The organism is Streptomyces sp. NPDC001594, from assembly GCF_042893675.1.
Lineage (GTDB): Bacteria > Actinomycetota > Actinomycetes > Streptomycetales > Streptomycetaceae > Streptomyces.
In genome coordinates, this window is record NZ_JBIAVB010000015.1 from 161731 (window position 1) to 177649 (window position 15919).

At 71.2% G+C, this 15919-nt stretch carries 13 protein-coding genes and 1 riboswitch; of the genes, 6 read left to right on the forward strand and 7 right to left on the reverse strand.

The genetic code is table 11. From position 1 onward, the window contains the following. Window positions 1–2: 2 nt before the first annotated feature. The 3 genes from ACFY0O_RS28045 to ACFY0O_RS28055 all read right to left on the reverse strand — a co-directional run bounded on the left by ACFY0O_RS28045 (window position 3) and on the right by ACFY0O_RS28055 (window position 3222). Window positions 3–869, reverse strand: a complete 867-nt coding sequence (locus ACFY0O_RS28045) for a carbohydrate ABC transporter permease (protein WP_388951548.1) — start codon at window positions 867–869, stop codon at window positions 3–5. After that, window positions 866–1861, reverse strand: a complete 996-nt coding sequence (locus tag ACFY0O_RS28050) for a carbohydrate ABC transporter permease (protein WP_388951551.1) — start codon at window positions 1859–1861, stop codon at window positions 866–868. The genes ACFY0O_RS28045 and ACFY0O_RS28050 overlap by 4 nt, the downstream gene beginning before the upstream one ends. Before the next feature lie 74 nt (window positions 1862–1935). After that, window positions 1936–3222, reverse strand: a complete 1287-nt coding sequence (locus ACFY0O_RS28055; RefSeq protein ID WP_358899311.1) for an extracellular solute-binding protein — start codon at window positions 3220–3222, stop codon at window positions 1936–1938. Between the two features lie 289 nt (window positions 3223–3511). On the opposite strand from ACFY0O_RS28055, the gene ACFY0O_RS28060 reads away from it, so the two are divergent. The 6 genes from ACFY0O_RS28060 (at window position 3512) to ACFY0O_RS28085 (ending at window position 11159) form a co-directional block, all read left to right on the forward strand. Beyond that, window positions 3512–4276, forward strand: a complete 765-nt coding sequence (locus ACFY0O_RS28060) for a GntR family transcriptional regulator (protein WP_358899310.1) — start codon at window positions 3512–3514, stop codon at window positions 4274–4276. A gap of 131 nt (window positions 4277–4407) precedes the next feature. Next, window positions 4408–6609 (forward strand): carbon starvation CstA family protein, encoded by a 2202-nt coding sequence (locus ACFY0O_RS28065; protein WP_388951554.1) that lies wholly within the window; start codon window positions 4408–4410, stop codon window positions 6607–6609. Continuing rightward, the gene (locus tag ACFY0O_RS28070) at window positions 6606–6803 is read left to right on the forward strand and encodes a CstA-like transporter-associated (seleno)protein (protein WP_388951557.1); all 198 of its coding nucleotides are present in this window, start codon (window positions 6606–6608) and stop codon (window positions 6801–6803) included. The genes ACFY0O_RS28065 and ACFY0O_RS28070 overlap by 4 nt, the downstream gene beginning before the upstream one ends. A gap of 112 nt (window positions 6804–6915) precedes the next feature. Continuing rightward, window positions 6916–7413 carry a GNAT family N-acetyltransferase gene (locus ACFY0O_RS28075; protein ID WP_388951560.1) on the forward strand — a complete coding sequence of 166 codons (498 nt, stop codon included), beginning with the start codon at window positions 6916–6918 and terminating at the stop codon, window positions 7411–7413. 58 nt (window positions 7414–7471) lie between these two features. After that, a riboswitch (cobalamin riboswitch) is annotated at window positions 7472–7603 on the forward strand. Window positions 7604–7749: 146 nt separating this feature from the next. Further along, entirely contained in the window at window positions 7750–10143 is a 2394-nt protein-coding gene (locus tag ACFY0O_RS28080; protein ID WP_388951563.1) for a ribonucleoside-diphosphate reductase subunit alpha, read from the forward strand. Continuing rightward, entirely contained in the window at window positions 10143–11159 is a 1017-nt protein-coding gene (locus ACFY0O_RS28085; protein WP_358899304.1) for a ribonucleotide-diphosphate reductase subunit beta, read from the forward strand. Before ACFY0O_RS28080 ends, ACFY0O_RS28085 begins: the two co-directional genes overlap by 1 nt. 200 nt (window positions 11160–11359) lie before the next feature. Here the strand turns inward: ACFY0O_RS28085 and def are convergent, their stop codons facing one another. From def to ACFY0O_RS28105, 4 genes are all read right to left on the reverse strand, one after another. After that, window positions 11360–11995: a peptide deformylase gene (gene def / locus ACFY0O_RS28090; protein WP_358899303.1), complete on the reverse strand. Its 636-nt coding sequence runs from the start codon at window positions 11993–11995 to the stop codon at window positions 11360–11362. 58 nt (window positions 11996–12053) lie between these two features. Further along, the gene (locus ACFY0O_RS28095) at window positions 12054–13049 is read right to left on the reverse strand and encodes a tetratricopeptide repeat protein (protein ID WP_388951567.1); all 996 of its coding nucleotides are present in this window, start codon (window positions 13047–13049) and stop codon (window positions 12054–12056) included. Window positions 13050–13154: 105 nt separating this feature from the next. Beyond that, window positions 13155–14411 carry an HD-GYP domain-containing protein gene (locus ACFY0O_RS28100; protein WP_388951570.1) on the reverse strand — a complete coding sequence of 419 codons (1257 nt, stop codon included), beginning with the start codon at window positions 14409–14411 and terminating at the stop codon, window positions 13155–13157. Continuing rightward, window positions 14408–15874, reverse strand: coding sequence for an HD-GYP domain-containing protein (locus ACFY0O_RS28105; RefSeq protein ID WP_388951572.1), 1467 nt, complete (start codon window positions 15872–15874; stop codon window positions 14408–14410). Before ACFY0O_RS28105 ends, ACFY0O_RS28100 begins: the two co-directional genes overlap by 4 nt. Window positions 15875–15919: the final 45 nt, after the last annotated feature.

Consider the following 15919-nt stretch of genomic DNA (forward strand, 5'->3'; position numbering starts at 1 on the left):
CGTTATCCCTTCACGGCGCCGGCGGTGAGGCCCGCGGCCATCTTGCGCTGGACGACGAGGAACAGGGCCACGATCGGGATCGCCATCATGGTGGAGCCGGCCATCATCGGGGCGAACTCGGTGCCGTGCAGCGTGGTGAAGTTCCCGAGCCACACCGTGGCCGTCTGCTTCTGCTGGCTCATCAGCATCAGGGCGTAGAGGTACTCGTTCCACGCCTGGATGAACCCGTACACGGAGGTGGCGACCATGCCCGGGGCGAGCAGCGGGAAGACCACCCGGATGAACGCGCCGGTGGGGGTGCAGCCGTCGACCTGGGCCGCCTCCTCCAGCTCCTTGGGGATGTTCACGATGAAGCCGCGCAGCGTCCAGACCGTGAAGGGGAGGATGAAGGTCAGGTAGGTGATGATCAGGCCGGTGAGCTTGTCGTACTGGCCGAGGTCGTTCAGCAGCAGGAAGACCGGGATGATCATCGCGACGAGCGGGATCATCTGGACGGCCAGGATGCCCACGATCACGGCCTTGCGGCCGCGGAAGGCGAAGCGGGAGATGGCCAGGGCCGCCAGCATGCCGACGGCGATGCCGATGACGACCACGACGCTGGAGACGATCAGGCTGCGCCCGACCGGCCCCCAGAAGTCGGAGATCTCCAGGGCGCGCCGGAAGTTGGCCAGCGTGAACGTGGTGGGGAAGAAGTGGGGGTTCGGGTCGATCGCGTCCTTGGCCGGCTTGAACGCGGTGTTGAGCATCCAGTAGACGGGGAAGCCCACGACGACGAAGACCAGCAGGCCGATGAGGTTCCAGCCGAGCTTGGACTTCCTCACGCGCTTGAGGGGCGCGGCGGGTGCGGCGGGCGCGGTGGTCGAGGTCACTCCACCTCTCCGATCTTGAGCATCTGGCGCATGTAGACGGCGACGACGCCGAGCAGCAGCAGCACGGTCACCAGGGCGATCGCGGAGCCGGTCGCGTAGTCGTTGACGGTGAAGGCCTGCTGGTACGAGTAGGTGGTCAGCAGCTGGAACTTGGCCTCGGGGTTGCCGTTGCGCATCACGAAGACCTGCGGGAAGACGCCCATGTCCCAGATCACGGAGAGGGTCGTCAGCATGACGATGATCGGCTTCAGGATGGGCAGGGTGACGTGCCGGAACACGCCCCAGGCGCCGGCGCCGTCGAGGCGGGCCGCCTCTTCCAGTTCCTTGGGGACCTGCGTGAGGCCCGCGCTGAGGGTGATGACCACGAACGGCACGGCGCCCCAGACCACGAGGAGCATGATCACCGCGAGGCCCTGGGGGCCGCTGGCGAACCAGTTGTGGCCGACCATGTCCACGCCGGGGAGCTTGCTCAGCAGGTAGTTGAGGACGCCGTAGTCGGCGTCGAAGAGCCATTTGAAGACGGCGGTGGCGACGATGATCGGCATGCCCCAGCTCGCCACGAGGGCGATGCTGATGAGGATCTTGACGAAGCCGGAGACCTTCTGGAGCAGCAGCGCGATGAGCATGCCGATGACCATCGTGAAGATGACCGCGCCCGCCGCGAAGAGGACCGTGCGCAGGACGACGGACCAGAAGACGCCGTCGCCGAGGATCCTCGAGAAGTTGTCGAACCCGACCCACTCGGGGTCCTTGAAGCCCCAGAGTTCGGACTTGCCGAACTTCTGGAAGGAGAGGGACACCAGTCTGTAGAGCGGGTAGCCCATGATGAGGACGATGATCAGCAGGCAGGGTGCCAGCAGCAGCCAGGGGGTGGCGCCGCTCCCCTTGCGGCTGGGCTTCGCCGGCGTGCCCGTGCTTCCGCTCCCGGCTCCGGGGGAGGTCTGCTGCTTCGCCGGCGGCAGTTCGGCGGTGGTTGTCTGTGCGGCACTCATCGCGCGCTCCTCGGAAGTCCCTCTCTTGACGGTCGGCAGGGCCCCGCCGTCCGGCGGGGCCCTGCGACTTCAGGTCACTTGGTGTTGATGACCTTGTCGATCTCGGCGTCGGCGGCCTTGGCCGCGTCCTCGACCGACTTGCTGCCGGTACCGAGGTCACGGAGCATCGTCTGGAGGATCTTGGCCTTCTCGACCTGGCCCCAGCCGGGGGCGGTGGGGACGAACCAGGAGGACTCGGCGGCCGTGGCGGCGACCTGGGTCTTCGGGTCGGCCTTCAGCGGGCCGAGGTCCGTCTTGTTGTTCGGCAGGTTGCCCTTGGCGATCAGGCCCTTCTGGCCCTGGGCGCCGGTGAAGGCGTTGATCCACTCGGCCGCGATGTCCTGGGCCTTGGACTTGGTGGGGACGGCCAGGTCGGAGCCGCCGAGGAAGACCGGGAGGTTCTTGCCGTTGGGGCCGGGCTGGACGAAGTTCTCCAGCTTGTCCGTCAGGCCGCCGACCTTGTCGTTCTCCGGGGTGGCGGCGGTGCTGCCCTCCCACGCGGCGGCGAAGATCGCGGCGGAGTTGCCCTGGCCGAAGACGACCGGGCGGTCCGACTCGTCCTTGGTCTTGTCGGCGTGCATGTACTTGTCGAGGAGCTCCTTGTACTGCTTGAGCCCCTTCAGCGACTCGGGGGAGGACAGGGAGCCCTTCCACTTGCCGCCGTCCTTCTTGGCGATGGCGCCGCCGGCGTCGTAGACGAAGGACATGGCCGCGTACCAGTCGGGGGACGGCTGGTAGAGGGCGCTGAACTTGTCGCCCTTGGCCGCCTGGATCTTGTCCAGGGCGGCGGTGTACTCGGCCCAGGACTTCGGGGTGGCGGTGACGCCGGCCTCGGCGGCGACGTCCTTGCGCCAGGTGCCGACACGGCCACCGGCGTAGTAGGGGACGCCGTAGGTCTTGCCCTCGTAGGTGACGGACTGCTTGAGGGCGTCGAGCCACGCGGCGGAGTTCTCGAACTTCGAGGGGTCGACCTCGGCGAAGGCTCCGGTCGACATGTAGCCGATCATCTCGGAGTTGCCCATCTCGACGACGTCCGGGGCCTTGTCCGTGGCGAGTACGGCGTCCAGCTTGGCGTTCTTGTCCGGCCAGCCGTAGTACTCGTGCTTGACGGTCAGGCCCGGGTGCTTCGCGACGATGGCGTCGTCGGCGGCCTTCACCAGGTCGGGCCAGTTCTTCTGGGCGTCGACGGTCAGCCAGACCGTCAGCTCCTTGGCGTCGGAGGCCTTGCCGTCGCCGCCCGCCTTGCTACCCGAGTCACCGCATGCCGCCAGGCCGATTACCATGCCGGCGACTCCCACCGCCGCGATGAGCTTGCGCTTCACGCCACCCTCCTCAGGGATGCTCTGCACTTCCCTCGCCCGCCGCGGTGACATACATACGAAGTACTGCCGTGGGGCCGGGATCTGATCCATATTGGTGTAGACCAGTACCGGGAGCTTGGCCTAGACCTTTAGGGGTGTCAAGGGTCTAATGAGCGGGTGCTCGGTCCGTTATCGGACCGACACCTGGGGGAGGGAGGAGGCCTGCCCTCCCACCCGTGTCACCATGTGACCGCACATATCGGAGGAGCCGGTGACGGCAGCGAAACTGGAGTCGGGAAGGCGGGCGGCGATGTCCACCGAAGGGGCGACCACGGAGCCGGAGAGCGGACCAGCCACTCGAACGGCACGTGTGCCCAAGTACTACCGACTCAAGCGGCACTTGCTCGACATGACCGAAACGCTACCCCCCGGCACTCCAGTACCGCCGGAGCGTACGCTCGCGGCCGAGTTCGACACCTCCCGGACCACCGTCCGGCAGGCACTGCAGGAGCTGGTGGTCGAGGGACGGCTGGAGCGCATCCAGGGCAAGGGCACCTTCGTCGCCAAGCCCAAGGTCTCCCAGCCGCTGCAACTGTCCTCCTACACCGAGGACATGCGCGCCCAGGGCCTGGAGCCCACCTCCCAGCTCCTCGACATCGGCTACGTGACCGCCGACGACACCCTCGCCGGCCTGCTCAAGATCGCCACCGGCGGGCGGGTGCTGCGCATCGAGCGCCTGCGCCTGGCCAGCGGCGAACCGATGGCCATCGAGACCACGCACCTGTCGGCCAAGCGCTTCCCCGCGCTGCGCCGCTCGCTCGCCAAGTACACCTCCCTCTACACCGCCCTCGCCGAGGTGTACGACGTCCGGCTCGCGGAGGCCGAGGAGACCATCGAGACCTCCCTCGCCACCCCGCGCGAGGCCGGGCTGCTCGGCACGGACGTGGGCCTGCCGATGCTGATGCTCTCGCGGCACTCGCTGGACGCCGAAGGCGAACCGGTCGAATGGGTGCGATCGGTATATCGCGGCGACCGTTATAAGTTCGTTGCCCGTCTTCAGCGACCTGCCGTGTGATCAACGGTTGACGGCACTTCGAACGCCGGTGGACGCTCGTACCGCTATGCGGACGAGGGGTGACGTCCACCGACAACCCCCCGTAGATTCCGTGCGCTTGTACGCAAATGATCAACGAGGGGACGAGGATCATGCCGGAACCGGGAGCAATAGGGACACAGCGGACACCGGCGGCGAGAGCCACCCCGCAGTCCATCGCCGTGTGGGTGCTCGTGGCCCTCGTCGGTGCCGTCGGCTGGGGCGTGCTGGCACTCTCGCGCGGTGAGGAGATCTCCGCCGCCTGGCTGCTGGCCGCCGCGCTGGGTTCGTACGCCATCGGCTACCGCTTCTACGCGCGGTTCATCGCGAACCGCGTGCTGAAGCTGGACGGCACCCGGGCCACCCCCGCCGAACGCCTCGACAACGGTGTCGACTTCCACCCCACCGACCGGCGCGTGCTCTTCGGCCACCACTTCGCCGCCGTCGCCGGCGCCGGCCCGCTCGTCGGTCCGGTGCTCGCCGCCCAGATGGGCTACCTGCCGGGCACCATCTGGATCGTCGCGGGCGTCATCTTCGCCGGCGCCGTCCAGGACATGGTGACGCTGTTCTTCTCCACCCGGCGCGACGGCCGCTCGCTCGGCCAGATGGCCCGGGACGAGATCGGCCCCGTCGGCGGGGCCGCCGCCCTGCTCGCCGTGTTCACCATCATGATCATCCTCCTGGCGGTGCTCGGGCTGGTCATCGTCAACGCCCTGGGGCACTCCCCCTGGGGCGTCTTCTCCATCGGCATGACCATCCCGATCGCCCTCTTCATGGGCGTCTACCTGCGCTACCTGAGGCCGGGCCGGGTCACCGAGGTCTCCGTCGTCGGCGTCGCGCTGCTGCTCCTCGCCATCGTGGCGGGCGGCTGGGTCGCCGAGTCCTCCTGGGCCGACTTCTTCACCCTGGACAAGGAGACCCTCGTCCTCTGGATGATCGGGTACGGCTTCTTCGCCTCCGTCCTGCCGGTGTGGCTGCTGCTCGCCCCGCGCGACTACCTGTCGACCTTCATGAAGGTCGGCACGATCGCGCTGATGGCCGTCGGCGTGGTCGTCGCGATGCCGACGCTGAAGATGCCCTCGGTCACCGACTTCGCCACGCGCGGCGACGGTCCGGTCTTCGCCGGCTCGATGTTCCCCTTCGTCTTCATCACCATCGCCTGCGGCGCCCTGTCCGGCTTCCACTCGCTGGTCGCCTCGGGCACCACCCCGAAGATGATCCAGAAGGAGACCCAGATCCGGGTCGTCGGCTACGGCGCCATGCTCACCGAGTCCTTCGTCGCCGTCATGGCGGTGATCGCCGCCTGCATCATCGAGCCCGGGCTGTTCTTCGGCGTCAACTCCCCCGCCGGGGTCATCGGCACCACCGTCCAGAGCGCGTCGGCGGCCGTCGGCCACCTCGGCTTCGCCATCTCCCCCGACGCCCTGGCGCAGGCCGCCAAGGACGTGGAGGAGACCACCCTGCTCTCCCGCACGGGTGGCGCGCCGACGTTCGCGCTCGGAATGTCGGAGATCTTCTCCTCCGTGTTCGGCGGGGCCGGGATGAAGGCGTTCTGGTACCACTTCGCCATCATGTTCGAGGCCCTGTTCATCCTGACGACGGTGGACGCGGGCACCCGCGTCGGCCGGTTCATGCTCCAGGACACCCTGGGCAACGTGCACAAGTCCTTCAAGGACGTCAGCTGGAAGCCGGGCGTCTGGCTGGCCAGCGCGGTCGTCGTCGGCGGCTGGGGCTACTTCCTGTGGGTCGGCGTCAAGGACCCGCTGGGCGGCATCAACCAGCTCTTCCCGCTGTTCGGCATCGCGAACCAGCTGCTCGCCGCCGTCGCCCTGGCGGTGTGCACCACCCTGCTGGTCAAGTCCGGCCGCCTCAAGTGGGCCTGGGTCACCGGCGTCCCGCTGGCCTGGGACGTGGCCGTCACCCTCACCGCGAGCTACCAGAAGGTCTTCTCCGACGACGTGAAGATCGGCTTCTTCGCGCAGCGCGACAAGTACCAGACCGGCATCGACGCCGGGAAGGTGCTGGCGCCCGCCAAGAACATGGACGAGATGCACACCGTGGTCACCAACGCCACGGTCGACGGGGTCCTCTCGGCCCTCTTCGCCGCCCTGATCATCATCGTCCTGCTGGACGCGGCCCGCACCTGCTTCAAGGCCGTCTCCGACCCCGGGTCGGTCCGCCTGAGCGAGGTCCCGTGGAGCGAGTCGAAGATCATCGCCCCGGCGGGGCTGATCGCCACGGCCGAGGAGAAGGCCCGGCTCGCGGCGGCCGGCCTCGACAGCGGCGGCGGCCGCGTGAAGGACCCGGTCGCGTGAACGGGGTCCGCGGGGCCCTGGCGAAGGCGCGGTACTTCGTACGGGAGTTCTCCGGCGAGGCCGCATACGACCGCTACGTCGCCCACGCCCGCTCCCACGACCCCGAGGCCGAGGTCCTGACCCGCCGAGCCTTCGAACACGCCCGCACGGACGCCCGCGAAGCGAACCCCCGGGAGGGCTTCCGCTGCTGCTGAGCGCCTGTGAAGGGCCCCGCGGTCTCCGGTCGGAGACGGCGGGGCCCTTCCGCTTGCCCGGCGCAGCCGGGACGGCGTCGGGCACCGGCACCCGTCCGGCACACTCGACGGCATGGACTTCGAGATCAGGACGGCAAGGGAAGACGAGTACCGGCGGCTCGGCGAGATCACCGGGCAGGCCTATGCCGGGGACGGGCTGCTCGACCAGAACGGGGACGACCGCTACCTCAACGTCCTGCGGGACGTCGCCGGGCGGGCCGGGGACGGGGAGGTGCTCGTCGCCGTGCGGGACGGGGAGGTGCTCGGCGGGGTGACGTTCGCCGCGCCCGGGAGCCGGCTCGCCGACATCGCCCGGCAGGGCGAGGCCGAGTTCCGGATGCTCGCGGTGGCCGCCGAGGCGCGCGGGCAGGGCGTCGGGGAGGCCCTCGTGCGGGCCTGCGCCGAACGGGCCTGCGCCCTGGACGGGGTCACCGCACTGGTGCTGTCCACCCAGCCGGCCATGCGCGGGGCCCAGCGGATCTACGAGCGGCTCGGCTTCGTCCGTACCCCCGAACGGGACTGGTCGCCCATCCCGGAACTGTCCCTGCTCACGTACCGACTGGAGCTGTGACGCCACGCTCCGCATGCACCCGACACAACATGTGGGGGCTACCGCATCGGGTCGCCCCCACATGTATGCTCATGCCTGCTGCCGCCGCAGGGGAATCCGGTGGGAATCCGGAACTGTCCCGCAACGGTGAGACGTACGCCCACCGGCGTGTCCGCGAGTCCGAAGACCTGCCGGCAGTACCCCCGGATCGACCGAACCGGGGTGTCGATTCGTCCGGGCCTCGCGGTTGGGCCGGTGGACGCCATGCGGTGCCGAACGCGCTTCTGCGCGCGCCCGCATGCGCCCACTCGCGCCCCGCTCCGCCGATGCCCGGGCCGAGTGAGGGAGAGCTCCCCCGTGACCATCGCGCCCGCCGCACCGCGCGCCGAGTCCGACCACCCCGAAGCAGAAGGTCCCGGGGCCGCCCTGCTGCGGACCCTCACCGAGCTCACGGCCGACCTCCCCGACACCGACCCCGGCCGGGTCGCCGCCGCCGCCCTGCGCGGCCGCAGCGCCGCCGCCGACGAGGCCGAACTGCGCGGGCTCGCCACCGAAGCCGCCGCCGGCCTGATCTCCGAGGACCCGGCCTACTCCCGCCTGGCAGCCCGCCTGCTGACGCTGGCCGTCGCCGACGAGGCCGCCGGCCAGGGCTCCACCTCCTTCGCCGAGTCCGTCGCCGTCGGCCACCGCGAGGGCCTGATCGCCGACCGCACCGCCGAGTTCGTCGCCGCCCACGCCGCCCGCCTGAACGCCCTGGTCGAGCACGCGCTCGCCGAGGGCGCGGACGACCGCTTCGGCTTCTTCGGCCTGCGCACCCTGCACAGCCGCTACCTGCTGCGCCACCCGATCACCCGCCAGGTCATCGAGACCCCGCAGTACTTCATGCTGCGCGTGGCCTGCGGCCTCGCCGAGGACGGGAGCGTCCGCGCCGTCGAGGAAGTGGCCTCGCTCTACCGCCTGATGAGCCGCCTGGACTACCTGCCGTCCTCCCCCACCCTGTTCAACTCGGGTACCCGGCACCCGCAGATGTCCTCCTGCTACCTCCTCGACTCCCCGCTGGACGAGCTGGACTCCATCTACGACCGCTACCACCAGGTCGCCCGCCTCTCCAAGCACGCCGGCGGCATCGGCCTGTCCTACTCCCGCATCCGCGCCCGCGGTTCCCTCATCCGCGGCACCAACGGCCACTCCAACGGCATCGTCCCGTTCCTGAAGACCCTCGACGCCTCCGTCGCCGCCGTGAACCAGGGCGGCCGCCGCAAGGGCGCCGCCGCCGTCTACCTGGAGACCTGGCACGCGGACATCGAGGAGTTCCTGGAGCTGCGCGACAACACCGGCGAGGACCAGCGCCGCACGCACAACCTGAACCTCGCCCACTGGATCCCGGACGAGTTCATGCGCCGCGTGAACGCCGACGCCGAGTGGTCGCTGTTCTCCCCCGCCGACGTCCCCGAGCTGGTGGACCTCTACGGCGACGAGTTCGACGCCGCCTACGTCAAGGCCGAGGCCTCCGGGCTCGCCAAGAAGACCATGCCGGCCCGCGACCTGTACGGCCGCATGATGCGCACCCTGGCGCAGACCGGCCAGGGCTGGATGACGTTCAAGGACGCCTCCAACCGGACCGCGAACCAGACGGCGCTGCCCGGCACGGTGGTCCACTCCTCCAACCTCTGCACCGAGATCATCGAGGTCACCAACGACGGCGAGACGGCCGTCTGCAACCTCGGCTCCGTCAACCTCGGCGCGTTCGTCGCCGACGGGGACATGGACTGGGAGCGCCTGGACGAGACCGTCCGCACGGCCGTGACCTTCCTCGACCGCGTCGTGGACATCAACTTCTACCCGACCGAGCAGGCCGGCCGCTCCAACGCCAAGTGGCGTCCGGTGGGCCTGGGCGCGATGGGCCTGCAGGACGTCTTCTTCAAGCTGCGCCTGCCCTTCGACTCCGCCGAGGCGAAGGCGCTGTCCACGAAGATCTCCGAGCGCATCATGCTCGCCGCCTACGAGGCCTCCTGCGACCTCGCCGAGCGCAGCGGCCCGCTCCCGGCCTGGGCCGAGACCCGTACCGCCCAGGGCGTGCTGCACCCCGACCACTACGAGACCGAGCGCCACTGGCCCGAGCGCTGGGACGCGCTGCGCGCCCGGATCGCGCAGTCCGGCATGCGCAACTCGCTGCTCCTCGCGATCGCCCCGACGGCGACGATCGCCTCCATCGCGGGCGTGTACGAGTGCATCGAGCCGCAGGTCTCCAACCTCTTCAAGCGCGAGACCCTCAGCGGTGAGTTCCTCCAGGTCAACGGCTACCTGGTGGAGGACCTCAAGAAGCTCGGCGTGTGGGACGCGCAGACCCGCGAGGCGCTGCGCGAGTCCTCCGGCTCGGTCCAGGGCTTCGGCTGGATCCCGGAGGAGGTCCGCGAGCTGTACCGCACGGCGTGGGAGATCCCGCAGCGCGGCCTGATCGACATGGCGGCGGCCCGCACGCCGTACCTGGACCAGAGCCAGTCGCTGAACCTGTTCCTGGAGACGCCCACCATCGGCAAGCTCAGCTCGATGTACGCGTACGCCTGGAAGCAGGGGCTGAAGACCACGTACTACCTGCGCTCGCGCCCGGCGACGAAGATCGCCCGCGCGGCCTCCGGCGCGGCCGTCCCGGCTCCCGCCGCCACCCCCACCCAGCTGCCGCAGGCCCTCGACGCCGACGCGCTGGCCTGCTCCCTTGAGAACCCCGAGTCCTGCGAGGCCTGCCAGTAATGAGCTCCACCGAGAAGAAGAACCTCCTCGACCCGGGCTTCGAGCTCACGCTCCGCCCGATGCGCTACCCGGACTTCTACGAGCGCTACCGGGACGCGATCAAGAACACCTGGACGGTGGAGGAGGTCGACCTCCACTCCGACGTCGCCGACCTGGCGAAGCTGACGCCGGCCGAGCAGCACATGATCGGCCGTCTGGTCGCCTTCTTCGCGACGGGCGACTCGATCGTCTCGAACAACCTGGTCCTGACGCTGTACAAGCACATCAACTCCCCGGAGGCGCGCCTGTACCTGTCGCGCCAGCTGTTCGAGGAGGCCGTGCACGTCCAGTTCTACCTGACGCTGCTCGACACCTACCTGCCCGACCCGGACGACCGCGCGGCCGCCTTCGACGCGGTCGAGGAGATCCCGTCGATCCGCGAGAAGGCGCAGTTCTGCTTCAAGTGGATGGACTCGGTCGAGAAGATCGAGCGGCTGGAGACGGCCGCCGACCGCCGCCGCTTCCTGCTGAACCTGATCTGCTTCGCCGCGTGCATCGAGGGCCTGTTCTTCTACGGCGCCTTCGCCTACGTGTACTGGTTCCGCTCGCGCGGCCTGCTGCACGGCCTGGCGACGGGCACCAACTGGGTCTTCCGCGACGAGACCATGCACATGAACTTCGCCTTCGAGGTCGTGGACACGGTCCGCAAGGAGGAGCCGGAGCTCTTCGACGACGCCCTCCAGCAGCAGGTCACCGACATGCTGAAGGAGGCCGTGGAGGCGGAGCTGCAGTTCGGCCGCGACCTGTGCGGTGACGGCCTGCCGGGCATGAACACCGACTCGATGCGCGAGTACCTGGAGTGCGTCGCCGACCAGCGCCTGGTGCGCCTCGGCTTCCCGCCGGTGTACGGCTCGCAGAACCCGTTCTCGTTCATGGAGCTCCAGGGCGTCCAGGAGCTGACGAACTTCTTCGAGCGCCGCCCGTCGGCGTACCAGGTGGCCGTCGAGGGCACCGTCGACCTGGACGAGGACTTCTAGTCCGGTCGGCAGGGGCGGCCGGTATTCGACCCTCGACTTGACATGCGGGGCGGGTGGGTCTGGTCGTCGGGCCGTGGCGGTGGTGGGATCCGAATACGCCGCCCCGCGTCACCCGCGCGGGACACCCCCCACAGGCGAAGGCCCCGTTCCGGAGCGTTGTCCGGAGCGGGGCCTTCGTGCGTCCGCGGGCGCGGGCCGGGTCAGTCGTTCGGGACGACCTCGTAGCGCGGGGTGTTCTCCGCCATCTGGCGCAGCGCGTCCTTGCGGTCGCGCTTGGAGAGGCGGTCGATGTACAGGTAGCCGTACAGGTGGTCGGTCTCGTGCTGGAGGCAGCGGGCGAAGTAGCCGGTGCCCCGGACCTTGATCGGGTTGCCCTGGGCGTCCTGGCCGGTGACCTCGGCGTAGTCGGGGCGGGCCAGGGAGGCGTAGGCGGTGGGGACGGAGAGGCAGCCCTCGTTGGAGTCGTCCAGGACGCGGGAGCCGGCCGGCAGCTCGACGAGCTTGGGGTTGACCACGACACCGGTGTGGCGGACGCCGTCGTCGTCGGGGCAGTCGTAGACGAAGACCTTGGCGTCGACGCCGATCTGGTTGGCGGCCAGGCCCACGCCCTCGGCGGTCTTCTGGCTGGCGAACATGTCGTCGATGAGCTGCGCCAGCTCGTCGCCGAACTCGGTGACGTCCTTGCACTCGCGGTGCAGGACCGGGTTGCCGACGACCGTGATGGGGCGGGACGTACCGCGCTCGCGGTGGGCGAGCTCGCGCGCCTCACAGTCCTCGGTGTCCACGACCCAGCCCTCGTCGTCGATCGGGGTCACCTGGTTCTCCTGCTGCGCCATGTCCGCCGTACGCCTTCCCTCAAGTCCGTGGTGTGCCCGTACAGCCTACGGCCCGGGGTCAGCAGACTTCTTCGAGATCCCGCCACTCCCGGCTGTCGGGGCTGTCGGCGACCCAGCCGTCGAGCAGTCCGCGCACCAGTCCGGCCGGCGCCGCGATGCCGCATTCGCGCTCGGGGACCCACAGGGAGCCGGATCCGGCCGTGCGGTGGCCGAGGGGTCCGGGGTGCCCGGGCTCGCTGTGGTCGTGGGGGTCGAGGTGGTCCCCGTTGTCCTCGCCGCTGGGCATCGAGCTCTCCGAGCAGGTCCGGCAGAGCAGCCGCACGGACGAGGACCAGTCCTCGGCGGCGAAGCCCGCGTCCGAGGCCAGCTGCTCCAGGGCGTCGCGGTCCTCCTCGGTCGCCGCCTCCAGCAGCACCACCCAGGTCGGCACCGGGGAGGGCGCCCACAGCTCGATCTCGTCGAAGACCGGGTACGAGGGCCCGGCCGCGGTGACGCGCTCGCCGTGCGGCACCCCGTCGTGCAGGACGACCTCGCCCCAGCGGCGTCCCGAGGACGGCAGCGGGATGGACAGGACCTCCATACGGGCTGGATCGAGCCTGCGGCCCCACACGACCTCGGCCTCGCCCTCGGGCGACAGCCGCACGGCCGCGCTGCCCAGCTCCATGCCCACCGGCTCGCCCGTCCCGGCCGTGCTGTGGGGGTCGCCGGGCACCTTCAGCCCGTACGCCTGCCAGGCCCGGCGGGCCAGCGGCCAGTCCTGGAGGGCGGTCGCGGCGATGCCCACGTTCCACCAGTCCGGGGCGCCGGTCTCGCGGTCCAGCAGGGCGACGGCGCGCAGGCCCGCGGCCCGCGCCTGCTCCCAGTCGTGCCGGAACTTGTGGAGGAGGGCCAGGTTGAACCAGGACTCGGACAGCCAGGGCTCCAGGTCCGCCGCCCTGGTCAGCAGCGCACCCGCGTCCTCGTACCGACCGTCGCCGATCAGCGTGAACGCGCGGTCGGTGGCCTGCCGCCACGAGGCGGAGGGCCGATGCCGTACCTTTCCGAAGATCCTCACGATTCCCGCCTGCCGCTCCAACGGTTCAGCCCTGCGGACACCCTCACGGACACCCCTTACTGCATCCAACCATGCCCGCTCGGACGACCGCTCATTACCCATGGGTTACCCCGGTGGAACGGGAACGACTCTGCCGCGTCCGCCCCTGGCCAGAACCCTCGCCAGGGACTCCACGACCTCCGGCTGGTAGTCGTGCCCGGTGCCCAGGCGGAGGCGTTCCAGGGCGGACAGTGAGCCGGCCGGGTGACGGCCGTCCCCGGCCAGGTCGTCGTAGGCGTTGACCGCGCGCACGATCCGGGCGGCGACGGGCTGCCGCCGGTACGGGTCGGCCTGCCGTTCCACGATCACGGCGACCTCCGCCGGCACCCCCGTCCGGCGGGCCACCTCCCCGCCGAGCCCGGCGATCCGGCGGGCCTCGTCGGGGGGCAGTTCGGCGGTGGCCCCGCCGGGGACGGGGTCGACGAGGGAGAGCTGCCCGATGTCGTGCATCAGGGCCGCGTACTCCAGCACCGTGAGCTCCCGCTCGGAGAGGCCGAGGTCCCGGCCGACGGCGCGGCTGAGGGCGGCGACCCGGCGGGAGTGGCCGGGGGCGGTGCAGCCGGCGATCTCGGTGGCGCGGGCCAGGGAGGTGATGGTCTGGCGGTAGGTGGTGCGGACGGCGTCGACGCGGTGGAAGGAGAGCTGGGTCAGCAGCAGCGGGACGCTGAAGACCGGCAGCGCCCACAGGCCGGCCACGGCCACGCCGAGCGCCATGACGACCCCGGTGGCGCAGATGGCGGAGCCGATCCCGAGCTGGGCGCGCAGCTCGTCGCGCAGCAGCGGTCCGAAGCGCCAGCCGGTGCGGGCTCCGGCGAGGGCGGCGGCCAGGACGGCGTCGCACAGGGCGGTGAGGCCCAGCAGGAGCACCAGGAACAGGACGAGGGAGGGGCCCTGGCCGATCCACTGGGTGAGGCGGCCGGAGCCGTAGAGGGGCTGGAAGCAGGCGGCGGCGAAGGCGACGGCCAGGACCCGGCGGGCCACGTGGTCCAGGGCGGGGGCGTGGCCGCGGGCGATGTGCGGGACGGTCCCGGCCAGGGCGGCCGCGACGACGACGGCGACGGTCTGGAGCACGCCGTGGTGGGTGGGCTGCCCGGCGTCCTGGCCGAGCAGGGCGTAGGCGAGGGCTCCGGCGGAGCCGAGGGGGGCGGGGCGGCGGTCCTCGGCGGGGTGGTCGCGGCGGGCGAGTTCGCCGACGGTGATCAGGGTGGCGAAGGCGAGGGCGGCGGCGGGTTCGGCGACCCCGGTCCACAGGGTGTGTGCCAGCCCGCCCGCGGTGAGCACGGCTGCGGCCCCCCGTACGGCCCAGCCGGCGGAGGTCCTCACGGGCCGCCGGCCTTGCCCCGTCCGGGTGAACCGGCGGCCTCGCGCCCCTGGGCCGGCATCACGGGCGGCCCGTCCGGCCCGCCGTCCCGGGCCCCGGCCGGGCCCGCGGCTCCGGCCCCGGCGGCCGGGAGGTCCTCGTCCGAGGTGACCACGGGGTGCCAGCCGTGCCGTCCGACGGCGGAGGTCAGGGCCCGCACCATGGCCGGGTCGAACTGGGAGCCCGCGCAGCGCCGGAGCTCGGCGAGGGCGGTCTCCACCGGGCGGGCCCGGCTGTAGGAGCGGGTCGAGGTCATCGCGTCGAAGGAGTCGGCCACCGCCACCACCCGGGCCAGCACCGGGATCTGCTCCCCGCTCAGCCCGTAGGGGTAGCCGGAGCCGTCGACCCGTTCGTGGTGGTGCAGGATCGCCGAGCGGGCCTCGCCGAGGAAGCCGATGCCGCGCACCATCTCGTGCCCGTACTCGGGGTGCAGTTCGACGACCCGGCGCTCCTCGGGGGTCAGCGGCCCGTTCTTGCGCAGCAGCCGGGTCGGCACGCCCAGCTTGCCGACGTCGTGGAGGATGCCGGCGATGCGGACGACTTCGAGGCGGTCGTCGGCCATGCCCAGCTCGCGGGCGATCATCTCGGAGGCCTGGCCCACGCGTTCGCTGTGCCCGCGCGTGTAGCGGTCCTTGATGTCGACGGCCTGGACGAGGGCGCGGATGGTGGCCTGGTGGGCGGCGTGTTCGCGCTGGTACTGGGCGAAGACCCAGCAGGAGATGTACATGGGGAGCAGGACCAGCAGTGCGGCCGGGGGGCCGTAGGGGCTGTGCCACATCACGGCCATCATCAGGCCGACGAGTCCGTGCAGGCAGTACGGGGCGAGGGCCGGGGCGCCCGCCCCGGACGGCACCCGCAGGAGCGCGGCCGGTCGGCGCCGGTCCGCGGCGGCGGTCGCGGCCGCCGTGGCGGGGCGGCCTTCGGCGGCGGCGAGGACCGCCGTGTCGAGGGTGGTGAGCACCAGGCAGAAGACGACGGCGGCGACGGCCGCCGGCAGCAGCGCGTAGGGGAAGGCGGCCGCCCCGGCGGGGGCTCCGTGGCCGCCCAGGAGCCCGTAGGCCCGTCCGGCCGCCCAGGCGGCGACGGCCTGCTGGGCGGCGTGCCAGATCCGGCGGACGGCGACGGGCCGCTGGGGGGCGGGCTGGGCGAGCCCGCCGGGCAGGGCCACGAGGGCGGCGGCGGCCGGGGGCAGCAGGAAGACGGCGGCCAGCACCACCGGGAAGAAGGGGCCGGTCCCCTCGGGCGCCCCGCGCCCGCGCAGGGGCAGCACCCGGGCCGCCTCGCAGCCGAGGCAGAGCGCGGCCAGCAGTCCCACGGTGGGCCAGGGCACGGCTGATCCGGGACGGAGTGCGGGGGCGACGCACGCGGCGGCCGCGAGCACGGCGCCCAGGACGCAGGCGCGCGCCGCCGGCGGAAGGACCCGCATGGCGCTCTCCTCCCCTGGGGCGTGCATTCCCGGGTACCGCTTCGG

What these genes read in the sequence shown, in the direction of transcription:
- ACFY0O_RS28075 (WP_388951560.1), top strand. Translation starts at nt 6,916, where the DNA reads ATGGACTTCGAGATCAGGACGGCAAGGGAAGACGAGTACCGGCGGCTC.
- ACFY0O_RS28050 (WP_388951551.1), bottom strand. Translation starts at nt 1,861, where the DNA reads ATGAGTGCCGCACAGACAACCACCGCCGAACTGCCGCCGGCGAAGCAG.
- ACFY0O_RS28085 (WP_358899304.1), top strand. Translation starts at nt 10,143, where the DNA reads ATGAGCTCCACCGAGAAGAAGAACCTCCTCGACCCGGGCTTCGAGCTC.
- def (WP_358899303.1), bottom strand. Translation starts at nt 11,995, where the DNA reads ATGGCGCAGCAGGAGAACCAGGTGACCCCGATCGACGACGAGGGCTGG.
- ACFY0O_RS28105 (WP_388951572.1), bottom strand. Translation starts at nt 15,874, where the DNA reads ATGCGGGTCCTTCCGCCGGCGGCGCGCGCCTGCGTCCTGGGCGCCGTG.
- ACFY0O_RS28065 (WP_388951554.1), top strand. Translation starts at nt 4,408, where the DNA reads ATGCCGGAACCGGGAGCAATAGGGACACAGCGGACACCGGCGGCGAGA.
- ACFY0O_RS28060 (WP_358899310.1), top strand. Translation starts at nt 3,512, where the DNA reads ATGTCCACCGAAGGGGCGACCACGGAGCCGGAGAGCGGACCAGCCACT.